Source organism: Pseudoalteromonas sp. S3178 (genome assembly GCF_005886985.1).
GTDB classification, from domain to species: Bacteria; Pseudomonadota; Gammaproteobacteria; order Enterobacterales; family Alteromonadaceae; genus Pseudoalteromonas; species Pseudoalteromonas carrageenovora.
In genome coordinates this window covers 14128-37230 of sequence record NZ_PNCW01000021.1, presented here as the reverse complement: position 1 = coordinate 37230, position 23103 = coordinate 14128, and the positions used below count along the sequence as shown (strand labels likewise).

At 38.5% G+C, this 23103-nt stretch carries 22 protein-coding genes; 12 read left to right on the top strand and 10 right to left on the bottom strand.

What is annotated here, in order from left to right; all coding sequences use genetic code 11:
* Positions 1-13: 13 nt before the first annotated feature.
* Positions 14-910: a cation diffusion facilitator family transporter gene (locus CWC11_RS05900; RefSeq protein WP_138681934.1), complete on the bottom strand. Its 897-nt coding sequence runs from the start codon at positions 908-910 to the stop codon at positions 14-16.
* A gap of 208 nt (positions 911-1118) precedes the next feature.
* On the opposite strand from CWC11_RS05900, the gene CWC11_RS05895 reads away from it, so the two are divergent.
* A complete protein-coding gene (locus CWC11_RS05895; protein ID WP_138681933.1) occupies positions 1119-2561 on the top strand; it encodes a diguanylate cyclase domain-containing protein in 1443 nt (480 codons plus the stop codon).
* 11 nt (positions 2562-2572) lie between these two features.
* Here the strand turns inward: CWC11_RS05895 and CWC11_RS05890 are convergent, their stop codons facing one another.
* Positions 2573-3445: an SMP-30/gluconolactonase/LRE family protein gene (locus CWC11_RS05890; protein WP_138681932.1), complete on the bottom strand. Its 873-nt coding sequence runs from the start codon at positions 3443-3445 to the stop codon at positions 2573-2575.
* Between the two features lie 158 nt (positions 3446-3603).
* Here CWC11_RS05890 and CWC11_RS05885 point away from each other — a divergent pair, with 158 nt between their 5' ends.
* Positions 3604-4434: a patatin-like phospholipase family protein gene (locus tag CWC11_RS05885; protein ID WP_138681931.1), complete on the top strand. Its 831-nt coding sequence runs from the start codon at positions 3604-3606 to the stop codon at positions 4432-4434.
* A 237-nt stretch (positions 4435-4671) separates the two neighbouring features.
* Here the strand turns inward: CWC11_RS05885 and CWC11_RS05880 are convergent, their stop codons facing one another.
* The 3 genes from CWC11_RS05880 to CWC11_RS05870 are packed head-to-tail and all read right to left on the bottom strand — an operon-like array spanning position 4672 to position 6790.
* On the bottom strand, positions 4672-4869 hold the full coding sequence (locus CWC11_RS05880; RefSeq protein ID WP_138681930.1) for a SurA N-terminal domain-containing protein: 198 nt from the start codon (positions 4867-4869) through the stop codon (positions 4672-4674).
* Positions 4870-4910: 41 nt separating this feature from the next.
* On the bottom strand, positions 4911-6506 hold the full coding sequence (locus CWC11_RS05875) for a PepSY-associated TM helix domain-containing protein (protein WP_138681929.1): 1596 nt from the start codon (positions 6504-6506) through the stop codon (positions 4911-4913).
* A complete protein-coding gene (locus tag CWC11_RS05870) occupies positions 6503-6790 on the bottom strand; it encodes a hypothetical protein (protein ID WP_138681928.1) in 288 nt (95 codons plus the stop codon). The genes CWC11_RS05875 and CWC11_RS05870 overlap by 4 nt, the downstream gene beginning before the upstream one ends.
* Before the next feature lie 351 nt (positions 6791-7141).
* Here CWC11_RS05870 and CWC11_RS05865 point away from each other — a divergent pair, with 351 nt between their 5' ends.
* From CWC11_RS05865 to CWC11_RS05850, 4 genes are all read left to right on the top strand, one after another.
* Positions 7142-7915, top strand: coding sequence for an undecaprenyl-diphosphate phosphatase (locus CWC11_RS05865; protein ID WP_138681927.1), 774 nt, complete (start codon positions 7142-7144; stop codon positions 7913-7915).
* Positions 7916-8097: 182 nt separating this feature from the next.
* Positions 8098-8319, top strand: coding sequence for a hypothetical protein (locus tag CWC11_RS05860; protein ID WP_058549908.1), 222 nt, complete (start codon positions 8098-8100; stop codon positions 8317-8319).
* A gap of 191 nt (positions 8320-8510) precedes the next feature.
* Entirely contained in the window at positions 8511-10532 is a 2022-nt protein-coding gene (locus tag CWC11_RS05855; protein WP_138681926.1) for a hybrid sensor histidine kinase/response regulator, read from the top strand.
* Positions 10533-10570: 38 nt separating this feature from the next.
* Positions 10571-10822, top strand: a complete 252-nt coding sequence (locus CWC11_RS05850; RefSeq protein ID WP_058549910.1) for a hypothetical protein — start codon at positions 10571-10573, stop codon at positions 10820-10822.
* Positions 10823-10927: 105 nt separating this feature from the next.
* Here CWC11_RS05850 and ahpF read toward each other — a convergent pair whose 3' ends face one another.
* Positions 10928-12511, bottom strand: coding sequence for an alkyl hydroperoxide reductase subunit F (ahpF, locus tag CWC11_RS05845; RefSeq protein ID WP_138681925.1), 1584 nt, complete (start codon positions 12509-12511; stop codon positions 10928-10930).
* Positions 12512-12665: 154 nt separating this feature from the next.
* Positions 12666-13235, bottom strand: coding sequence for an alkyl hydroperoxide reductase subunit C (gene ahpC / locus CWC11_RS05840; protein ID WP_058404596.1), 570 nt, complete (start codon positions 13233-13235; stop codon positions 12666-12668).
* A gap of 267 nt (positions 13236-13502) precedes the next feature.
* Here ahpC and CWC11_RS05835 point away from each other — a divergent pair, with 267 nt between their 5' ends.
* The 3 genes from CWC11_RS05835 (at position 13503) to CWC11_RS05825 (ending at position 15222) form a co-directional block, all read left to right on the top strand.
* Positions 13503-13922, top strand: coding sequence for a DUF3429 domain-containing protein (locus tag CWC11_RS05835; protein WP_138681924.1), 420 nt, complete (start codon positions 13503-13505; stop codon positions 13920-13922).
* Between the two features lie 67 nt (positions 13923-13989).
* On the top strand, positions 13990-14388 hold the full coding sequence (locus CWC11_RS05830) for a hypothetical protein (protein WP_138681923.1): 399 nt from the start codon (positions 13990-13992) through the stop codon (positions 14386-14388).
* Between the two features lie 3 nt (positions 14389-14391).
* Positions 14392-15222, top strand: a complete 831-nt coding sequence (locus CWC11_RS05825) for a class I SAM-dependent methyltransferase (RefSeq protein WP_138681922.1) — start codon at positions 14392-14394, stop codon at positions 15220-15222.
* Here CWC11_RS05825 and CWC11_RS05820 read toward each other — a convergent pair.
* A complete protein-coding gene (locus tag CWC11_RS05820; RefSeq protein ID WP_138681921.1) occupies positions 15211-16821 on the bottom strand; it encodes a GMC family oxidoreductase in 1611 nt (536 codons plus the stop codon). The genes CWC11_RS05825 and CWC11_RS05820 overlap by 12 nt on opposite strands.
* Positions 16822-17018: 197 nt before the next feature.
* On the opposite strand from CWC11_RS05820, the gene CWC11_RS05815 reads away from it, so the two are divergent.
* The 3 genes from CWC11_RS05815 (at position 17019) to CWC11_RS05805 (ending at position 20347) form a co-directional block, all read left to right on the top strand.
* Complete coding sequence (locus CWC11_RS05815) at positions 17019-18008, top strand: Gfo/Idh/MocA family protein (RefSeq protein ID WP_138681920.1); 990 nt, start codon at positions 17019-17021, stop codon at positions 18006-18008.
* A 438-nt stretch (positions 18009-18446) separates the two neighbouring features.
* Entirely contained in the window at positions 18447-19187 is a 741-nt protein-coding gene (locus CWC11_RS05810; protein WP_138681919.1) for a FadR/GntR family transcriptional regulator, read from the top strand.
* A gap of 278 nt (positions 19188-19465) precedes the next feature.
* The gene (locus tag CWC11_RS05805; protein ID WP_138681918.1) at positions 19466-20347 is read left to right on the top strand and encodes an EamA family transporter; all 882 of its coding nucleotides are present in this window, start codon (positions 19466-19468) and stop codon (positions 20345-20347) included.
* Between the two features lie 215 nt (positions 20348-20562).
* On the opposite strand, the gene CWC11_RS05795 is transcribed toward CWC11_RS05805, so the two are convergent.
* Together CWC11_RS05795 and CWC11_RS05790 are read right to left on the bottom strand one after the other, a co-directional pair.
* Complete coding sequence (locus tag CWC11_RS05795; RefSeq protein ID WP_138681917.1) at positions 20563-21759, bottom strand: MFS transporter; 1197 nt, start codon at positions 21757-21759, stop codon at positions 20563-20565.
* Positions 21760-21839: 80 nt separating this feature from the next.
* Positions 21840-22934 carry an NADH:flavin oxidoreductase/NADH oxidase gene (locus CWC11_RS05790; protein WP_138681916.1) on the bottom strand — a complete coding sequence of 365 codons (1095 nt, stop codon included), beginning with the start codon at positions 22932-22934 and terminating at the stop codon, positions 21840-21842.
* Positions 22935-23103 lie beyond the last annotated feature (169 nt).

Below are 23103 nucleotides of genomic sequence, written 5' to 3'. Positions count from 1 at the left end.
CGGGCTCGTTTAGTTAGCTATGAATATGATGACACTCATGGCTTTCAATTTGAAGCACACTATTTTTAACTTTAAATTTACTGCTAAGTAGCTGCTCTACTTTCATTCGGCATGCTTCGTCATGCTTTTCAATGGTACAGTGCTGTTTAAGCACAACATGTGCGCCAACGACTATATCTTTATCTTTTCGAGAAACAGTTACATTGTGAACATTATGAACATGTTCCATTTTTGTAATTTCATGTTCTATATCAGCCACTCTAGGCAGCTTCGCTTTATTTAAACGTAAACCTTTTATACATCTGATAATAACCTTTATACCTGTGAATAATACAAACGACGCTATAAGCATACTTGATAAAATATCAATGACCGTCCAGCCGGTTAGGTAAATTAAAATACCAGCCACAAAGGTCGACACTGTAGATATTAAGTCAAAAAATGAGTGCAAGAATACAGCATATACATTAATACTCGCCTTGCGACCTTTATATAAAACCCAAGCTGCAGCACCATGAAATAAAAAGCCAATGGCTGCAATAACCGACATTAAATAACTATTAATAGCAAGCTCATTGCCTTCGTGCTGATGTATAAAGCGCTCGCCCCCCTCATACAAAATAATTAAGCTAATAGCTAAATAGAGCGTTCCATTTATTAAACCACCAATCAGCTCTGCTCGTTGGTGTCCATCGTTATAGGTTTTAGCAAAATGAATAGCGAGGCTAGAAGCAATCAATGCAATAAATAGCGAGCTATTATGCACAAACAAATGCCCTGCATCGGCAAGTACTGCTAGGGAGTTAGAGTAGTAAGCGCCAACAACCTGAATAACCATAAATGAACATGTTATTGCCAAAGCAATAAGCAACCGACGGCGTGATGCCTGGTGTGTAGTGATTTCTGTCATGAAATGCTTGAATAACCTATACTTAAAATTGCAAATAAGCCGGTAGGTGGCTTAGAGTAGAAATGGGTAATGATATACAGTTGCAATTGTAATACGAAGGCCAAATAAACGCACTAAAAACTTAGTAAATTAGCCAAAACTGTACTAAATAATAGATAAACAATAATAAAAATATTGAGTTAATATTTAATTTCATATGGAGCAATGAGTGGGCTTTAAATCAGTAGAAGATACTTGGAGTACTATAAAGCTAATCCCTTTTGCCGTTGTACTTTATGATGCTAAAAAAAAGACTTACAAAGCTAACTCTCAAGCACAAAGTTTATTTGAGCTATCTCCACATAATAAATACGATGATGGCGACTTTAAGCACCTCATCCTCACAAGCCCAGAAAGCAAAAAGCAATTAATATTCCGAGAGCTATTTGATAAATATTTAGTCATAAATACAAGTTCAAATATTCTTTTAGGAAAAGCAAAAACAAATTCATTAATAAATGCAAAGCTTGCTCAGCTCAGTAATAGCGTACACATTGTAACCTTTGAAATTATTAAACAAAGCGAAGATGAACAATACAACTTCGACAAAATCATTTCAAAAATTTCTACCGACTTAATTGATATTCAAAGCGACGAAATTAATACTCATATAGAGTTTGCCTTAAAAGCAATTGGTACTGTTTGCTTTGCAGATAGAAGTTATTTATTTAAATTCTCAGACGATGGAAAGTCAATGAGAAACACGCATGAATGGGTCAATCAAGGGGTTGAGCCGTTTAAGGATAAGTTACAACATATACCTAAAAACGCATTGCCCTACTTCACAACTTTAATGAATAGTACCCATCTTTTTAAAGTAAATGATGTTGAAAAGCTTCCTAAAAAAGCAATCAAAGAAAAAGAAGAATTACAGTCTGAAGAAATACAGTCAGTTTTATGTATTGGCCTGCGTTACGATAAAGAACTAGTTGGGTTTATTGGCTGTGACTGTGTAAAGCAAAAACGACAATGGACAGACTTAGATTTAATTAGGCTAAAGCTAGTTGGTGAAATGATAGCTAATGCTTTTAAAAATATAAACTTTAAGAATGAGCTTCAATATATTCAACAACAGCTCATCACAGCAAATTTAAAACTTAATGAACAAGTTAATACCGATGGTTTAACCGATATTGCGAATAGACGCTGCTTTGATGACACATTACAAAACGAAGTACTACGCTGTAAGCGCCATGTGCAACCTATTGCTTTAATTATGTGCGACATAGATTTTTTTAAAAGCTATAACGATAATTACGGACACCAGCAAGGCGATGAAGTTTTGAAATCTGTAGCGCAAGCGTTAAAAGCAATGTGTAAACGCCAAGGTGATTTGGCAGCTAGGTACGGCGGAGAAGAATTTGCGATTATTTTACCCGCAACAGATACCGATAACAGCTTAAAATTTGCAGCGCTAATTCAGCAAAAAATGGCAGAATTAGCGATAGAGCATAACTACTCTACTGTTAGTAAACAGCTCACTATAAGCATGGGGGTTTATAGTTTGATTCCGAATAAAGAGACAACTGCGCAAAGTCTTATAAGTGGTGCCGATAAAGCACTTTACGAGGCAAAAAATACTGGCAGAAACCAAGTCGCACTCTACAAGTAAGTACTTAATAATCACACTATAACGGGGGGTTCAAATCGCCCGTTTTTTATGCCTGAAATTTGAAATATCATGCCTTGTTGTTCTTTTGCCGTTTTGTATTGCTCATCAAATGCAGAAGTGACAAATAGGGTCTCTGCATTTTTACCACCAAACGCAGTGCACGTTACTTTAATAGCTGGTAGTTTAATTGTTGTGAGTAGCTCAGCTTGTGGGGATAAACACATAACGCATCCCATATCCCATACTGCAACCCATAAGTTACCGCTCTTATCTAGCACGCATCCATCTGGGTCAACATCTGTATTAGCAAATTGATAAAATACATTAGGTTTAGAACAAGGCTCTCCGGTAAGCTCATTTAAACTTATTACATAAATACAACTCGTTAATGAGTCGCAGTAATATCCGCGCAAACGAGATTTATCAAAACATAAACCATTAGGAATACTTAAGTCGGTAATAACCTCAATGAGATGCTTTTTGTAATACCGATAAATTTTCCCCTCACCTTTTTTAGCATTTATATCCATGGTACTTAACCAAAAACCACCCCATGGATCAGCCCGTCCATCATTACTACGCCTCTGTAAATGATCTTGTTCAATATTAATAATAAGCTCACGGCTATGTGACTCAATATGGTATTTATATAAACCAGTGCTTGTACTTAATAATAAGTGACTCTCATCAATCCACGCTAAGGCACTGAGTGTATCGGGCATTGTAACGGTATTCACTCTACATATATCTTTAATGCCTTTACTTAAAAGTTGCTTTTTATTTATATCTACCCAAAACAACGTATTTAACAGCGGATGCCAGAGCGGGCTTTCGGCTAGCTGGTATTGTGTGTTTTCAAAAACAGATACGGTAGGATCAAACATAAATAGTTATTCTTTATTAACAATGCCTTGTGATACTAAACCTTATCAGAAAAGCGTAATTGGCGCGATCTGTCATACGTTTTAATTTTTCTTCTACTATCTCTATCGCATTTTTTAGATCGAGTTGATAATATCAAGAGTCATAAAAGGATTGTAAAATGAACAATAATAAAAACACCCTCGTTGTAGAAGGCGGTGCCATGCGCGGTATTTTTGCAGCTGGCGTGCTTGACGAATTTTTAAATCAGCAGCATCAACCTTTTGAACGCTATTTTGGCGTATCGGCCGGGGCCACCAATATTGCAGCCTATTTATGTAATCAGCCAAAGCGCAATTATACCGTGATCACCGATTATTCATGTAGGCCTGAATTTATAAACGTAAAACGCTTTATTAAAGGAGGGCATTTATTTGACTTAGATTGGCTTTGGCAAGAAACAATACGTGAAATACGCCTTAAAACCGAAGTGTTTGAACAAAACCAGCCCGAGTTTTACATTGTATCTACTGCTATAAACACCGGTGCAGCACATTATTTAAAAGCCACAAGCAGCGAGATGGTTGAGCAACTCAAAGCTTCTTGCGCTATTCCTATTGCCTATCGCGATTACCCTGTAATTAATAATGAGCCAATGACAGACGGCGGTGTAGCCGACTCAATCCCAGTTATAAAAGCATATGAAATGGGGGCAAAAGAAATTACCGTGGTCCTATCTCAACCGCTAGGCTATCGTAAAAAACCAAGCAAAGCCCCATGGCTTACTAAAAAAGTGTACAAAAGTTACCCAGCACTTATTCAAGCATCTCTAAATAGGTCACACGTATACAACCAAAGTATCGACTTTATACTAAACCCGCCAAGTGACTGTAAAATTAATATAATTGCGCCACCAGCTAATTTTAAGGTAGGCCGTACAACTAAAAAATTAAAGCTACTGAATAACGGATACACTATGGGTATAGACGCAGCCAAAGATTTTTTAAGCTAGGACGTGTTGATCTTTGTGGATTGAAATTTGTTCAATCCAAAAAAGATTAAATCGCGGCGAGGTTTGTATCCTAGTGGCCAGGTAACAGCTCCTGCTCTACCCTACTGGCTTAGCGCCATGTAAGCTTGAAGTCTTGCTTACGCCCTTTACCCACATCCATGTAGGCAACAAAGAACTGATCGTCCCTAGAAAAACAAAGGGCACCGCATGTTCACCCATCAAAGAACAACTCACCCTTTAATAACCTTTGAGCGCTTTACCTGTTATAAATGCGGTTAAAAGCCCTACGCACATTAAGCATGCAACACCTGTAATTATTCCGCCAAGTAAACCGTACACGTTTGCAAAACAAACAAACGCTATTATTAATAAAATAAGGCTGTAAATTACTTTAATAATGTTTGAACTAGCGCTTTTACGTATAATGAGTGTCATAAAAACGAGACTCAAAACAGCACAAAAAATCAATGTTATATTCATACTGTTTGAGCCTCAAGTATCGGCAGCTTTGTCAATTTGAGCTTTAACCCAGCCCAAACCAACGTAAGGCCTATCAACATAAATAACGAATCAACAATCACAACAAGTGCGCTATTAAAATTCATAATATTATTTTGACCTATAAAAATGTTAAGTGGCATCACCGCACTTAGCGCAGCGCCACATAATAAAAGCGTAAGTTTAAAATAAAAGGTGTGATGCATTGGCAATAAACTAACTAAAAGCCAACCTAACCAGCTATAAAAAAACACTGGTCCAAAAAAAGCATTTTGCAAAGCGCCATCAACGCTGTAATTCAATACTATTTGTAATGGAAAAAGCACAAAGCTTGCTAAAACCAATCCACCACAACTGCCAATAATAAAACGATTCCAACGCGTATAAGCTTGAACACTTAAAGTAGGATTACTCCCTCTGGTTCGTTTAGATAGCCACATCATCATGCCTGAAAGAGGTAAAAGAGCCGTTGTTAATCCAAGCACTACCCACAATAGCTTTATAAATATTCCAGCAAAGTTGCCAAAGTGCAGTGGAAATAACACCTCTATTACCTTTATTGATATACCTGATATATCCCCAAAACTGCTCATCGACTTTACAAATTCGCCATCACCGCGGTAATGCAATAATTGAGAGGCCACGGCTTCACCTCCTAGCAAGCGCAAATATACTTGAGCGTTAGCGTCGTTGTTTGCCATAATTGTTGCATCAATGATTACCGCATCAGGATAACGATCTTTAGCGTTGTCTAAAATCATATCAATATTGGTCGGCTGTTCTACTTGGCTAATCACCGGTTCAGGAATTGCGGTAAACGTCTCAATTAACTTATCTTGATCGCCACCAAAACTCACAAATGCAGCGGCTGGCAACAATATAATGGTTGCAAGCCCCAAAAAGGCCCCAGTAAAACCAATAACAATATTAAATACGCTTCCCCAAATCCCCATTACTTTATGTGCATCGCTAATAGCTATATCTAAGCCCTTGCTCCGCCTAAAAGTAAACAGCTCTTTAATCATTTTTCTATGAATAAATAACCCTGTGATCGCGCTTATTAATAAAGTGAGCCCTAAAAAACCAGTTAAAATTAACCCTATAGGCCTACCTAAATGCAAATCAGCATGAAACTCTCCAATATAACTGGGCGCATCTGTTTTTTTATTTGCATAAAATTCTTTACTTGGGCCGTAGTAGCTATCAACTAAGGCCAACGAATCTGGGTGAAACTGAAATACACGGGCCACCTCTTGGGAATAGTTTTCATCTCCATGGTGCGATTCAAAAACAAGTGTCAGCAAATAAAAATTATGACCGCTTGGCATAAATACGTGGATATTCTCACCAAATGCACTGGGTACTTGTTTATAATATTTATTAACTAATGTGTTTATATCAGTACTTGGTACTATTTGAGTTGATTGTAATTCAGGATTAGCCCAAATTTTTAATTCAGGTCGGCTAAGTACAGCTAATGCGCCACTAAATGCCACAATAAATAATAGTACTGAAGTTAATATGCCAACCCAGCTGTGCATTAAAAATAACTTTTTTAACGTAATTGATTTCATGCTTTCCCCTGCATCAATGCAAAAAAGCTTAATAATCCATGCGAAGCACACAACAAAATCATCACAATAAATGGATGCCATACATGCTCTGCCAAATAGGCATATATAAAGAGCCCTGTCCAAATAATAGGAAATAGCATTATAGGAAGTAATATTTGCTCATTCATATGAAAGGGCAAATAAGTCGTCATTCCAGGGATCATTATAACCGCTGTAATTAGCGCTAAAACACATGCTAAAAAATGTCGCCTTTTAACCGCTTTAAACGTTTTTTTGTTATTCATCGTTACTTTAAACACTACTTACCCGATTTGGTAAATGATAATTGTTTTTATTATATTGCGCATTTGTAAGCAAAAGCAATTAATTATTCTTTTACCCCGAGCCCCACTCAGTATGTTTAATAACACATTGAATAATAATGGTATTTAACTGTATTACTTTCAGGCAAAAAATTTTCTGTAAATTCAATGCAGTTAGCACTAAAAATTGTATCTTAAGATAGGTTTATTATTTTGTGTTTAGGTTTATTAGCTTAAAAGTCTTTTTAAATGACTTTTAAGCTTTTATGCTTAGCCCGCTATTTAGATATATTTATTTTTAAACCGCTATTTTTCATTAGGAAACCATTATCCGTGGATATTTTAAACGCCATTATTTTAGGTATTATCGAAGGGATCACAGAGTTTTTACCCATTTCATCTACTGGCCATTTAATTGTGGCCTCAAAATGGCTAGGCATTGAGTCAACCGACGCAAACCTTGCATTTGAAGTTATTATTCAACTTGCTGCTATTTTGGCGGTGCTTGCAAATTACAAAGACAAATTTAGCCCTAAACATTTCAATTTATGGGCAAAAGTAGCCATTGCGTTTATCCCTTTAGGCGTTATTGGCTTTTTATTTAGTGACGTAATAAAAACACTGTTTAGCGTACCAATAGTAGGTGTTATGTTTATTGTAGGCGGTGTGATTTTTTTACTATTAGAGCGCAGCTATAAAGAAGCTAACTGCACAACTACCGATGTAACCCAAGTTACTTATAAACAAGCTCTTTGGATTGGCGTAGCACAAGTATTTGCACTTATTCCAGGCACAAGTCGTGCTGGGAGCTCTATTGTTGGTGCTATGTTGTGTGGTTTAAACCGAAAAGCCAGCGCTGAGTTTTCGTTTTTACTTGGGCTACCTGTACTCGCAGCTGCCTCTGGTTACGACCTACTTAAGCACTACCAATTGTTTAGCCTCGACGACTTAACAGCCCTCGCAGTCGGCTTTATCACCTCATTTATAGTTGCCTATTTTACCATTAAACTATTTATTCGTTTTTTAGAAAATTTCACTTTTGTAAGTTTTGGTATTTACCGTATTGTATTTGGTGTTATTTTATTAACTAACCTGAATTCTGGTTAAGAGATTTAAGCCTGTTTCTCTCTAGCTAGAAATTTTTGGTGAAAACAAGGCGAATTTTCGCGTCAATAGCTGGTCTATTGCAAGGAAATTCAACGCAGTTAGCGCTAAAAATAGCTGCTTGAGATAGATTTATTATCCAGAACTCAGGTTAGCTATAGCTTACGTTTAATTAGAGGGAAATCATGAGCGAAAAAATCAACCCAGAAGCCTTACACGCACTTAAAATTGCATTTACGTATATGCCACAAGCCATTGAGGTAACAAAATATGAGTATGGCGAGCGTTATCAAACAGTACTTGATCACATAGAAGCCGTGCGAGAAACATTGCTTATAAACGATGTTGACCCTGATGAAGTGGGTGGCGACATTAATCCAGAGTACACACCTAACTCTACCTACTAAATACTTAGCGCTGAGTGTTATTTATTCAGCGCAGTATTTTGCTTTATATAAAACATAGACTTATAAATTAAAATGCCACCAATTTTAGTTATTACTTACTAAAACTGCTAAACTGGCCATTAACTAATAAAAACGCCTTAATTGGCTAGCATATTTTATAAATTTAACAAAAGCTTACGGGGTGTTTTCTTTTGAATTTCTTAAGGCGTTTTCACGACATTGTATCAAATCAAGCTCTTGATTTTGAAAGCAAAATTAATAAACTTTTGACCTTTGGGCTAGAAGTATTCGACCTTGAGCTAGGTATTGTTAGTAAAGTAGATGAAAACAGTTACATCGTTTTACATGCTATAACCCCCGACAACTCACTTTTACCCGGTACTGTATTTGATTTACAAGGCACCTATTGCGTACATACGCTCGGTGCTGGATCTGCACTTGCCTTTCATAAAGCATCGCAAAGCGCTATAGCAAACCATCCCTGCTACATTAATTTTCAGTTAGAGTCATATATTGGTGCTCCTATAAAAATTGCAGATAAAGTATTTGGCACTGTTAACTTTTCATCAGCAAAAGACTCCCTCGCTTTTAATGACGACGCATACGACTATATAGAGCTATTCGCGCAATGGCTCGGATCGGAATTTGCGCGTTCGCAAACTAAAGAGCAACTTATAAAAAACAGTAATACCTTATTAAAACTAGAAATCGTCGCCAATATAGGTACGTGGGAAGTTGATTTAATAGAAAATAAAATATACTGGAGCGAACAAACTAAGCGTATTCATCAAGTACCAAGTGACTACCAACCCGTAATGGAAGGAGCTTTAGAATTTTATAAAGAAGGAACTAGCCGTGAAAACATCAGTCAAGCGGTCAAAAATGCCACCGAAAAAGGCGAAAAATGGAATCTAGACTTACAAATAGTAACCGCACAAAATGAAACTTTGTGGATATCTACCTTTGGTGAGGCTGAGTTTGACGGCGGCCGCTGTATAAGGTTGTTTGGCACCTTTCAAGATGTAACAGAATCTATGTTACTGCGCGAAGAGCTCAAGCAAAAGCAAGCCCAAGCCGAACGCTTGCTTGAAGATAGGAGCATGCTACTTGCTAAAATAAGCCATGAGCTGAGAACGCCACTTAATGGTATTACAGGTATGCTTACTACATTAATTGATGAGCATAGAGAGGAAGTACGCGCCGAAAAAATAAAAGTAGCACTAAGAAGCGCCGATATTCTACTTAACATAATTAACGAAGTACTCGATTTTTCTAAAATTAATCACGGTGAATTAAAACTAGAGCCTACCGATTTTTTACTAAAAACTATTTTTACAGATTTAACGTCGTTATACACCCCCTTATTTAAAAACACACACGTATCACTTAAAGTAGAAAACACCATTGACGATACTTTTTGGGCATTTAGCGACAACACACGCCTTAGCCAAATAACCTCAAACCTATTAAGCAACGCGCTTAAATTTACCGAAAATGGCTGTGTTTTACTTAAAACAAGTATTGAACACGCAAAAAAATCACAAAGTCTAAATATTGAAGTTTCCGACACTGGCCGAGGCATGAGTAAAGGGTTTTTAGAATCGCTATTTTCTCCTTTTTCACAAGAGGTTGATGCAAAAAATTCGAAAGGCGGTACAGGGCTTGGCCTTGCCATTGTTAAAGAGCTTGTTGAATATATGGGCGGTACAATAAAAGTAAAAAGTACGCCAAATGAAGGGACTACATTTTTACTAAATATACCAATTGAGTCAGGCAAAGAGCAAAAGCAAGACAGCCTAATAACAAACCAAGATACTGATGGCAGTGAACTGTCTGTACTTGTAGTAGATGATAACGATATCAACAGGCTGGTACTTCACGCCTCTTTGAGCAAATTAAACATTAAAGCCGACTCTGCAGTTGATGGCCAAGACGCGATTTTAAAATGCAAACAAAAGCACTATGACCTTATTTTTATGGATTGCATAATGCCAATTCTTGATGGCTTTGAGGCAACAAAGCAGCTTCGGGCTGATAATACTTGCCCCAAACAAGAAACTTATATTGTCGCTATAACCGCAAATACCTCATCTCAAGATAAACTTGCTTGTCAACAAGCTGGTATGGATATGTTTATTTCAAAGCCTTTTAAACTACCCACACTTGAAAAAGCAGTTATTAACGCGCTTGAGCATAACCAAAAAATCAGCTAACGCTTAAAGTTATCTGGCTGGCTAAATAGGGATATAAAATGAAAAATATAATAAGAACGTTACTCTTTACTGTACTGTGTTTAGCCATATTTAAAGGCATTTCCACTGAGCAATGGAGCTCATCAATAACGGTCGTTATTGTATCAGGCGTATTGCTATTAGTTACGTTTATCAGTGGTAAAGCATCACGTGGCTCTTCAACTTACACAAGCAGTGACTCTTCAATTTATTCTAGTAATAACTCACACTCTAATAATGATTGCGGTGGAGATTCTGGCGGCTGTGATTAAATTTATTATCTAACGTCGTAAAAAAGCCGCCTTTGGAGAGGGCGGCTTGGGTTAACAAACAGCTTTGGGTGTACCTTGCTGTTATATCAAGAGAGGGTTTACAGTTTAAGCAGCTGTTTTGTCTTGCTCGCTTTCTTCGCTGTTGCGAATTAAGTAATCAAAAGCACCTAAGCTCGCTGTTGCGCCGCTGCCCATGGCAATAATAATTTGCTTAAATGGGGTATTTGTTGCATCACCTGCGCCATAAACACCTGGTAATGACGTAGCACCTTTTGCATCAATTAATATTTCACCAAATTTACTTAACTCTAAGTCACTAATTTTTAACCACTCAGTGTTAGGAATTAAGCCTATTTGAACAAAAATACCCGCTAAAGTAAGTGCCTTACTATCACCTGTTACTCGGTCTGTGTAAGTAAGTCCTGTCACCTTTTTACCATCGCCAAGTACTTCTGTAGTTTGGGCATTTTTAATAATAGTAATATTATTTAAGCTGTTTGCTTTGCGAATAAGTACTTCATCGGCACGTAATGTATCTGCAAATTCAAGTACTGTTACATGCTCAACAATGTTTGCTAAATCGATTGCGGCTTCAATACCAGAGTTACCACCACCAATGACAGCTACAGGCTTGCCTTTAAATAAAGGACCGTCACAATGCGGGCAGTATGCTACACCATATCCGCGGTACTCTTGCTCACCGGGTACGTTCATTTCACGCCAGCGTGCACCGGTTGCTAAAACAAGTGATTTAGCTTTTAAAGTAGCCCCGTTTTCAAGCGTAATTTCGTATTTGTTATTAACGCGTTCAAGCCCTGCAGCACGTTGGTTATGCATTACATCAACATCGTACTCTTTCACATGCTCTTCAAGCTGTGCAACAAGCTTAGGTCCTTCAGTGGCTTTAACCGATATAAAGTTTTCAATAGCTAATGTGTCAGCAACTTGCCCACCAAATCGCTCTGCAACAATACCGGTATTTAACCCTTTACGTGCAGAATAAATTGCAGCTGATGCACCGGCAGGTCCGCCACCTACTACTAATACGTCAAATTCGTCTTTTTCGCTAAGTGCCGCAGCTTGGCGTGCTGCACCTTTACTGTCTACTTTGTTTAATATGTCAGTTAGGCTTAATGCACCTTGGCTAAATGGTTCGCCATTTAAATAAACAGCCGGTACTGCTAAAATGTTGCGCTCTTCTACTTCCTCTTGAAATAGTGCGCCGTCAATCATTGTTGCTTTAATTTTGCTATTAGTCGCGGCCATTGTATTTAGCGCCTGCACTACTTGTGGGCACGTTTGGCAACTCAAGCTAATGTAAATTTCAAAATTAAGTTCTTGATCAAGTGATTGTATTTGTTCAATGTCTTCGCTTTTTGCTTTACTTGCATGTCCGCCAGTATGTAAAAGCGCCAACACTAAACTTGTAAATTCGTGTCCCATCGGTACGCCTGCAAACGTAATGTGGGTATTTTTAACCGGTGAATGTACAACCATAGACGGGCGTCGTGCGCTGGTATCAGGGTTGTTAACTACCGTAAACTTACCGCTTAATGATGCTAAGTCGTTTGCTAAGCTTTCTACTTCTGCTGATTTTTTGCTGTCATCCAAGGCAATAAGCAGCTCAACAGGTTGAGTAAGCGATTCAAAATGGCTTTTTAATTGATTTTTAATGTTGTTATCTAACATGGCTTAACCCTTTTTAGGAAAATTTAAACAGCAAGCCTCCCATGCCAATAAACGCATGTGCTTAATTATCAAATTGAGATAGGAGGCACCAATAAACGAATATTTATTGGTTTAAGGGCAGTTAACTGCCCTTATAGTAGGGATAAATCTATACTTAGATTTTACCAACTAGGTCTAGTGAAGGAGCAAGTGTGTCTTCACCTGGCTGCCAAGATGCAGGACAAACTTCACCGTCGTGAGTTGCAATGTATTGTGCAGCTTGTACTTTACGTACTAACTCTTTAGCGCTACGGCCAATACCTAAATCGTGAGTTTCGATTACTTTGATTTCGCCCTCAGGGTTCATAACAAAAGTACCACGAAGTGCTAAGCCTTCTTCTTCAATCATTACACCGAAGCTGCGAGTAATACGGCCAGTTGGGTCGCCAATCATTGGGTAAGTAATTTTACCTATTGTGTCTGACGTATCGTGCCATGCTTTATGAGTGAAATGAGTATCAGTTGATACTGAGTAAACTTCTACGCCCATTTCTTGAAGCTGTGCGTAGTAATCTGCAAGGTCGCCTAGCTCTGTAGGACATACAAATGTGAAATCTGCTGGGTAAAAGAAGAAGATTGACCACTTACCAAGTACATCTTTTTCAGATACTTCTACAAAATCACCATTGTGGTATGCAGTTGCGTTGAAAGGTTGAATTTTTGTGTTGATTAATGAAGTGCTCATAGTATTCCTCATTTATATTTAATGTATTAATTTAAGTTACCAAGCAAAGCTAGATTTGTTGGCTAGCTCTGCTGGCTTGATTAATACAATAAGCCCATTGATAAATTAAATAAAATTGATTGTTTAGATTAAAACAATCGATTTTTAAGATTGAACTATTGACAAGGATTTCTCGTAATTGATTTATTACCCGTTTATTAATTTATATTTTGAGAATACTGCTACAATAACCGCGCTTAAAAACACTTCTACATAAGGCATGCAGCAATGGAAAAATTTATTAATCATATTCAACTTGGCTATTTAGGGTTATTGCCATTTTTAGGCTGCGTAGCATGGCCGCTTGTGTTTGGAAGTAACAGTGTAAACTTAGAGTTTTTTACTTTTTATAGCATTGCCATACTTGCCTTTATGGCTGGTAATTTATGGCGCGCTGGAATGCAAAGCTATAGCGATGCGATAAAAGCAGTTTTACCTGTCATCCCGGTGCCATTTTTATCTTTTCTGCCTGTTGAGTGGGCACTTGCCTGGTTAGGAGCAAGTTTTTGGTTGGTACTTATATTTGAAAAAGCCACAGCGCAATGGAAAACCTACCACAAAGATTATCAAAAAATGCGATTTGTACTTACCTCTGTCGTGTTTGTGTGCCACATACTTACCATAGGTATGAGCCTTTACCCTAAATAACCTCGAGCCACTTAACCTAACGAGCGTAATGGTGTAACATCCGCGCACTGCTATTTGAGGACGCACCATGATTGATACATTACGCCAACAACTAAATGAACTTGGCGAAAACTACGTAGAAAAAAACGCTGCGTTTAAAATTAAAGTTATTCCATTTTTTTGCGCTATAAGCATTAAAAAAGATCACAAAAATGAAGGCCGTTTAAGCTTTTATTCAAATCAACTAATTGAAATACTTTTAGTTGTACTATTCATGCTATTTGGCCTAACACTTTACAACCCAGAAGCTGGGTTTTCTCATGGCCCTATTCATATAGTGTTTGCTATTTTAATTACCTTTAATTTAATTTTAAAACAAATAGCCATTGAAGGGCTTAAAACCCGCCTTGCATTCCATCGTTTACACGCTGCTCACTCTCAAAACATTGCCAGTAATGATGAGCAAACACCGAGTAAGTCCGCTTAATTTATGTATTTAAATGCTGATTGGCGAATACTTACCGTAGGTGATGGCGATTTATCGTTTTCAAATGCCCTGTATACTCACATAAAACCTTCAAAATTAGTGGCTTCAACTTATGATAGTGCAGCCACCATTGAGCAAAAATACGAAAATAATGCGCTAAGCACCCTAAAAGCACATAACGTAGATGTACTTAATAGCTTTGATGTAACAAATCCTGCCTGTTGGCAAGCACTAGGTCAAAACCAGCACAGCTTTGATGTGGTTATATTTCAGTTTCCGCTTATTCCAGCATTTGTTGGACGCGAAGCGTATGAAAGCAATACCCGACAATCAAGCATGAACGTACTTAACCGTGCTTTGCTTCATCAATTTATTAAGTACGCTAACGAATTTGCGCTAAACCCTAACGGCCCCATGCTTTGTTATATTACCTCTAAAGATGTAAAGCCCTACCGAGAGTGGAATATTGAAGGCAGTTTAAACAAAGGCTTACAGGCTGAATATTTAGGCCAAATGCCATTTGATATTAGCCACTTTGAAGGGTATAAAATTAGAAACGTAGACCGTGATAAACACGTAAAAGATACCAGTGGTATTACCTACGTGTTTAGCCCTAAAACAAGTCCTGAGTTGGTCAGTGAGTTAAGCCCATACCTTTCAAAACCTACCTATTTAACACCTAATCATTGCTCGCTGTGTCGTGTTGGTCCATATATAGCGCTTGAGGATGAAACAAAGCATTTAAATGCTAAAAAACATCAGCAAATGCTTCGCCTAGAAAGCGATTGGCAAGCTTGGCTTACTCAGTTTTATAGCACACATTCACAGCCCTGATTTATAACTTTGTTTAATTAAATCTGCTGCTTTTTCGGCAATCGCTATTACCGGTGCATTCGTATTGCCGGTAATTATTGTAGGCATAATAGACGCATCAACTACGCGTAACTTGCTCACACCATGTACCTGTAAATTGGTATTCACGACTGCCATTTTATCTTGCCCCATTTTACAAGTCCCTACAGGATGATACTCGGTATCGGCCGTTTGCCTGATAAACTCTATAAGTTGCTCATCGTTATTAATATCAAGTGGATACAGCATTTTACCGCGTATTTTATCAAAAGCAGGGCTTTGCATTATGCTAAGCGTCTTTTTAAGTCCTGCTAGCATAATTTTTAAATCATCAGGGTGGCTTAAATAGTTAGGATCAATAAGGGGGGCACTGCGCGGGTCGCTATTTTTAAGCGTAATACTGCCACGGCTTTTTGGGCGCATAATACTGCTATGAATACTATAACCATGGCCTACATGTAGCTTACGGCTATGATCGTCTACAAGTCCTATAACAAACTCAAGCTGTACATCTGCCTCTTTTGAGTCTTCAAATAATTTAATAAAGGCATGCGACTCTGCAAAGTTAGTGGTTAATCGCCCTTTTCGCATACTAAACCAGTTAACACAGCCTTTAAAAATACTTGCAATGCCCAGGGGGCTAATACCAAACGTACCTTTACTTGTTTTTGATTTATAAAGCGGCACTACGGTTAAGTGATCTTGTAAATTAGCACCTACGCCCTCTAGAGCGTGCTCTACTTTAATATTGTGTGCTGTTAAATGTGCTTTAGGGCCAATACCTGAAAGCATTAATACCTGCGGAGAGTTAATTGCACCGGCACTCAAAATAACGTCTTTATTTGCAATTAAACTAGTTACTTGATTGTTTTTAACAAGTTCTACCCCTTGCGCTGTTTTGTCTTTAATATTTATTTTATTAACGTGGCAATTTGTAAGTACTGTTAAGTTAGCTCTATTTAAATTAGGAGTTAAATACGCCTTAGCTACGCTGCAGCGCTCACCATTATGTTGGGTAACTTGTGAAAGACGCGCTCCAGGCTGTTTTTCTCCATTAATATCGTCGCTTAAATTAACGCCCTGCTCCTTACAACCGTTTAAAAAACACTGATTAATTGCACTTGGGTTATTAAGATCTTGCACATGTAAGGGGCCATCAGTGCCATGCAGCTCATTATTTATAAAGGTTTTATTGTTTTCAGCTTTGATAAAATACGGTAATAAACTGTTAAAGTCCCACCCTTCATTACCAAGCTGCGCCCAATTATCGTAGTCATATTTATTCCCTCTAATGTACACCATCGCATTAGTGGAGCTTGAGCCACCAAGCACTTTACCACGCGGCACAAAACCACAGCGATTATTAAGCTCTTTTTGTGGCACCGTGTTGTAATGCCAGCTATTTATGCCATACGGCACGCTTGCCGCTATTCCCGCCGGCATTTGCACAAATGCACTTTTATCGCTGCCACCTGATTCAATAAGGCACACACTTACATTTGCATCCTCAGATAACCGCGAAGCAATAACGCAACCACCACTGCCTGCGCCAATTATGATGTAATCATACTCTGTGCTCATACAACTTACCGTTTACTTTTTATTTACACCACAATACATAAAACCAGCTCATTAATCGCTATTTATATTGCATAAACCCTCAGCTAAAAAACGACGTAAATTAAAGCTTAAACACATTAAAAACTTAACCTTTAAAACAAACACGCCAAAATTTAAAATGATACAATTATCGCTCTTATATTTTCTAAGGAGTGAGCATGAACTTTGTTATTGTTGGCACTAATTTTATTAGCGACACCTTACTCAATGCGGCAAATACATTAGCCGATTTTAATTTATATGGCGTGTGTTCGCGCGCTGTCTCAAGTGGGGAAGCATTTTTAACAAAACACCCTCAAAATTCGAACGCAAAAATTTTCACTTCAATTGAGCAAGTATGCCAAGATCAAAACGTTGATGCCGTATACATTGCAGCGCCAAATAGCCTGCATAAACATTACGCAGTAATGTGCCTTGAAGCAGGCAAGCATGTATTAGGTGAAAAACCATCAGCAGCTAATACTAACGAGCTAAATGCTATTTTAGCAACCGCAAAAAAACATCAGCGGCTTTACATGGAAGCTATGATGACCACACACTTGCCAAACTTTACCAACCTTAAACACGCCATGGCTAAAATTGGTACACCCCGTAAATTTATTGGTCAATACAGTCAGTACTCATCTCGCTACGATAAATACAAAAATGGTGAGCGCCCAAATACATTTTTACCTGAGTTTGCTAACGGTGCCTTGGTAGATCTAGGTGTATATCCACTTTACTTGTTAATAGCCCTTTGGGGCGCACCTCAAAGTGTAAGCGCAAGCGGCATATTACTCGAAACAGGCGTAGATGGCGCGGGCGATGTATTACTAAACTACGCAGATAAACAAGCCGTTATTAGTTACTCTAAAATATCGCAAGGCGACAATATTACCGAAATACAAGGCGAGCTTGGCCGCATACGCATAGAAGCCGTATCCCAGCTTAAACAGATTGAATTTATTGCAAATAACGGTGAAACAGAAGTTATTTCAGGTAAGTTTGATGAGCATTTTATGAAATACGAAGTAGCTCACTTTATCGAGTTAGTTGAGCAAAACGTGCTTGAATCGCCTGTTAATACCCACCAATTAGCATCTGATGTAATGAGCGTACTAGATGATGCGCGTAAACAACTTGGTGTTATATACCCAAGCGATAAATAATAAAATATATATGGGCGTTAACCAACGACAGTTAACGCCCAAAGGGAAGTTAAAACAACTAACTAAGACTACACTTTTTATTACAATAACGACCCCCATCCGTGGGCAATCAATTTGAGTTATCAACTATAAAATTCTTAATTTGCAACAAATAACACTTACAGTGCAACTTTGACTTATTACCAATGTATCTATTTTAGCAACCTTAAAACTAACCTAACACATAAAAACATTACCAATCAAGCTGGCCAATTGCATTATTTTGAACTAAATTGGTAATACACAAACGCAACCATTGGTGTATAGTGGTTTGCAAGCGTAACATCGCGTTAGAATTTTGACATAATAGTGAATTTTGGGGTAACCTCTGGTATTAACTGTTGTTTTTGACTATTAGGCCCCAGAGGCCATTATTCCTTAAGGTAATGAAGGTAAAGTATGGGTAATCGTCGCTTATTTTGGCGCATTGTTGATAAAGTTGAGTCTTTGATAAATCAAGGTGAGTTTTCTGCTGGAAGTCGTTTACCTCCAGAGCGTGAACTTGCTGAAATGTTTGACGTAAGTCGCCCTACTATCAGAGAAGCTATTATCGCATTAGAAGTGCGCGGCCGAGTTGAAGTTAAAACTGGCTCAGGTGTTTATGTTGTTGAGCAGCTAGAAAAACCAATTAAATCTAAAGAAATTAGTGCATTTGAACTTACTCAAGCACGTGCTTTAATTGAAGGCGAAATTGCAGCACTGGCAGCTCAAACTATTACCGAAGAAGAGTTAGAGCAATTAAATAAAACGCTAATCGCTATGGAAAAAGGCCTTTATGTTGAGCAGGCTGACCGTGAGTTTCACGAAATTATAGCCCGCGCTACTCGCAATAAAGCGCTTGAGTATGCGGTATCTAATTTATGGGATTTACGTCTTAACAACGCTCAAATTGTTACCGATTACGGCAGTGTATGTAAAAACAATAACGACTGCGTAATGGACGAACATACCGCTATTTATAAAGCGCTTAAGTCTCATGATGCAAGTGCCGCACGTACAGCAATGCATAAACACTTTAATCGCTTAATTAATGCTTTATTTGATGCAGTAGAATCACGTGCACTTGAAGAAATTAAACGCAAAAATGATGAAAAAAGAGGACTTTACTCTTTAGACGGTTTGGTTAAAAGCGCAAACTAATACCCTTATTCATTACTTATACTAAAAATATAGCGAACAAGTCTTACTTGCTCGCTATTTTTTTGCTTATCCTTATCACCTTGGTATAGCTATTCTATTTGAGTAAACAACATGCTTTTTCTAGCAGCTATACATTTAACTTGCTTTAAAACGTATTAAGGGTTTAATTATTTTTAAGCAATGCTTCAAGATTTATTAATTACTGGGTATTGATGTTTCGCTAATAATTAAAAAAAGATACACTGCGCAAAACCAGCCGATTGTAAGTAAGGAATTCAATGCAATCATCCACTAAAGATTTTTTACTCGCCATTATTTGTGTAATTTTAGCTATGATCACCATTCAATCTGGTGCCTCTATTGCTAAGCAATTATTTCCTATTGTTGGCCCCGAGGGCACTACTGCACTAAGGCTTGGTTTTTCTGCGCTTATTTTATGTTTAATCTTTAAACCTTGGAAACACTTACCCTCGCAGGATAATCGCACCTCTATTATTGTTTATGGCTTGAGCCTTGGCGGTATGAATATTTTATTTTATTACGCTATAGAGCGTATTCCGCTAGGTATAGGTGTTGCGCTTGAATTTACAGGCCCTTTAGCTGTGGCGCTATTTAGCTCTCGCCGTAAGCGAGATTTATTTTGGGTAGCCTGTGCCATTGCTGGTATTTTACTGCTTCTACCCGATATGAGCAGCCAAGATAGCCTAGACCCAATAGGTGTCATACTTGCACTTGCAGCAGGAGCTTGCTGGGCCGCGTATATTTTATTTGGTAAAAAAACCGGCACTCAAAGTTCAGGTGGTGCAACGGTTGCTTTAGGTATGACCATTGCTGCACTAGTACTAGTCCCTTATGGTGGTATATCGCAAAGCAGTGCATTTACATGGGAAATAATTCCCCTTGGTATTGGCATTGCCATTTTATCAAGCGCCCTGCCCTATACACTTGAAATGGTCGCTCTGCGCAATATGCCCGCACAAGGATTTAGCATTATGCTTAGCTTAGAGCCTGCATTTGCAGCCCTTGCAGGCTTTATTATACTTGGAGAGTTACTTACATTATGGCAATGGTTGGCTATTTTATTAGTGATTATAGCCTCTGTTGGTAGCTCATTTTCAAGTGTTAAAAAACAAAAAAACACCTTAGATCTAACTAGTTAAAACAAAATAGCCATCGTATAAATTACGATGGCTACGTGTTTAATAATACCAATCCGCTTAATTAAGTGATCTATTTTGAGGATGGAAAAGCGTGTTGATAGCAAGGCAAAAAATTCGCTATTTAGTTGTTCTAAATGAGAATTTTTTAACGCAGATAGCGAAACGTTTAGCCCCTAAAAATGATTAAGTATTATTGCGGATTGGTATAATACCTATTAACTAACCGATTTAGCGCTTTTGTTGGTTGTTAGCAAATACCCAATTAATGAAATAAGCGGCATACCAGCGGCTACTAACGCAACGCTTGTCCAGCCACCGGCTTCATAAAGTGGGCTGGCTATAAGTGAGCCTACAGCGCCACCTACAAAAATACTCGTCATGTAAATCGCGTTTAGTCGCGCACGGCTTTGTGGCTCTAATGAATACACAGCCCGTTGGCCAAGCACCATATTTGCTTGTACTGCAAAATCAATAAACACACCTGTTAAAGCTAAAATTATTATTCCGTTGGGTAACTCAAATAAGCTAGGTAAAAAACACACTGCGGCAATCACCTTTGCCAATAACGATAACTGATGCGTGTAACCTTTATCAGCCAAGCGCCCTACAATAGGGGCTGCAATCGCACCTGCTGCACCAACTAAAGCAAATAAGGCTATTTGTGATTGCGATAAACCATATTCTCGCGCAAGTACAATGGGTACGCTTGTCCAAAATAAGCTAAACGAGGCAAACATTAACGCCTGAAAAAAAGCGCGTTGACGTAAAACGGGCTGACCTATCATTAACTGCTTAAGCGATTTTAATAATTTAAAATACGTTGTTTTTTGAGTTGGCTGCCTGTGCGGAATAGCAAAATAAATTACGCTTGCTATAAACACCATACAGCCAGCTGCAAAGTAAAATACTGAACGCCAACCAAAGTGATCGGCAATTAAACTCGATATAGGCCTTGCGAGTAAAATGCCTAATAGTAACCCCGCCATTATATTACCCAGCACTTGGCCACGCTTTTCGTCAGACGATAAATGCGCCGCAAGCGGAATAAGCACCTGAACAGACACCGAGCTAATACCTATCATTAAGCATAAAATAAGCATTACATTTGGGGTATCGGCAAGGGCTGTGCCTATTAAGCTCAAAAACGATACCCCAAGCGTTATAAGCATTAGGCGCTTATTTTCGACGAGATCAGCTAATGGCACTAAAAAAAATAGCCCAAGGGCATAGCCAATCTGCGTAAGAGACACAATAAAACTCGCACTGTGCGGGCTCAACCCCACCTCGGGTGCTAATAACTCAATAATAGGTTGAGCGTAGTAAATGTTGGCAACAATTAGGCCGCAACATAAAGCAATAATACCAACAAGTGTATTGCTAAGGGGCTGCGGTGAAACGCCTGTTTGAGTCATGTATTTCTCTGTTTTGTACAGTTTAAAATAATAAAACCCAATGGATGCAAAGCCCACTGGGTTATAACCTCGTACTTTGCTTACTTTATTGGTGATGGCTTACCATGCGGGCTTGAGCGTAAATACTGTTTAGGTGCAGTTACAGTAGCGCCAAGCTCTGCTGCTGCATGCCAAGGCCAGTGCGGGTCATATAAAATACCACGCGCAAGGGCTACGCCATCGGCTTGCTGCTCATTAATAACATCTTCGGCTTGTTGTGGCTTGGTAATTAATCCCACCGCTATAACAGGCATATTCACAGCCTCTTTAATAGCTGTTGCAAATGGCACCTGAAAGTTAGGTTTTACTGGTATTTGTTGCTCAGGGCTTAGACCCGCAGTACTTACATGAATAAAATCACAGCCAAGCTCATCAAGGGCTTTAGCAAGCGCTATTGATTGCTCTAAATCCCAACCACCTTCTACCCAATCAGTGGCAGAAATACGAATCCCTACTGGTTTGTTGCTGTTAAATTCTGCGCGAACAGCTTTAAATACTTCAAGCACAATACGCATACGGTTTTGCAAACTGCCTCCATACTCATCATCGCGCTTATTACTCAACGGTGATAAAAACTGATGCAACAAATAACCATGCGCACCATGTAACTCTATTAAATCAAGGCCAAGCTCGTCAGCGCGTTTAGCACCGCTTACAAAGTCTTTAATTAATGAGTCTATGTCGGATTGGCTCATAGCTTTTGGCTCAGGGCTACTTTCGTCGTACGCGAGTGCTGAAGGCGCAAGCGTTTGCCAGCCGTTTTCATCAGTTGGGCTTAATGCACCGCCCCCATCCCATGGCTTTTCTGTAGATGCTTTACGCCCTGCATGAGCAAGTTGAATACCAATAGGCATAGGGCTGTATTGCCTCACTGCTTTTAAACTTTTACCTAATGCTTGCTGGGTTTCGTTATCCCAAAGCCCTAAATCACCGTAACTAATACGCCCCTCTGGGTTTACCGCTGTGGCCTCTAAAATAAGCAACCCTGCACCACTTAAACTTAACTGCCCTAAATGAATGGTATGCCAATCACTGGCAGCACCATTATTGGCTGAGTACTGGCACATAGGCGCAATAATAATTCGGTTCTCTAAAGTGAGCTGACCTATGTTTAAAGGCGAAAATAACTGACTCATTGCTTGCTCCTTAATGCGCGCACATGCGTGCGAATTGAAATAGCTTACGATAACTAACAACAATGGGGATCAAACTTAATTTTTACAGTGCCAAAAGTAGAATAAGTCATTACTAAAAGAGCTATGAATGACGTTTTTTATCGAGGCATAAAGCGCATTAACAAACACT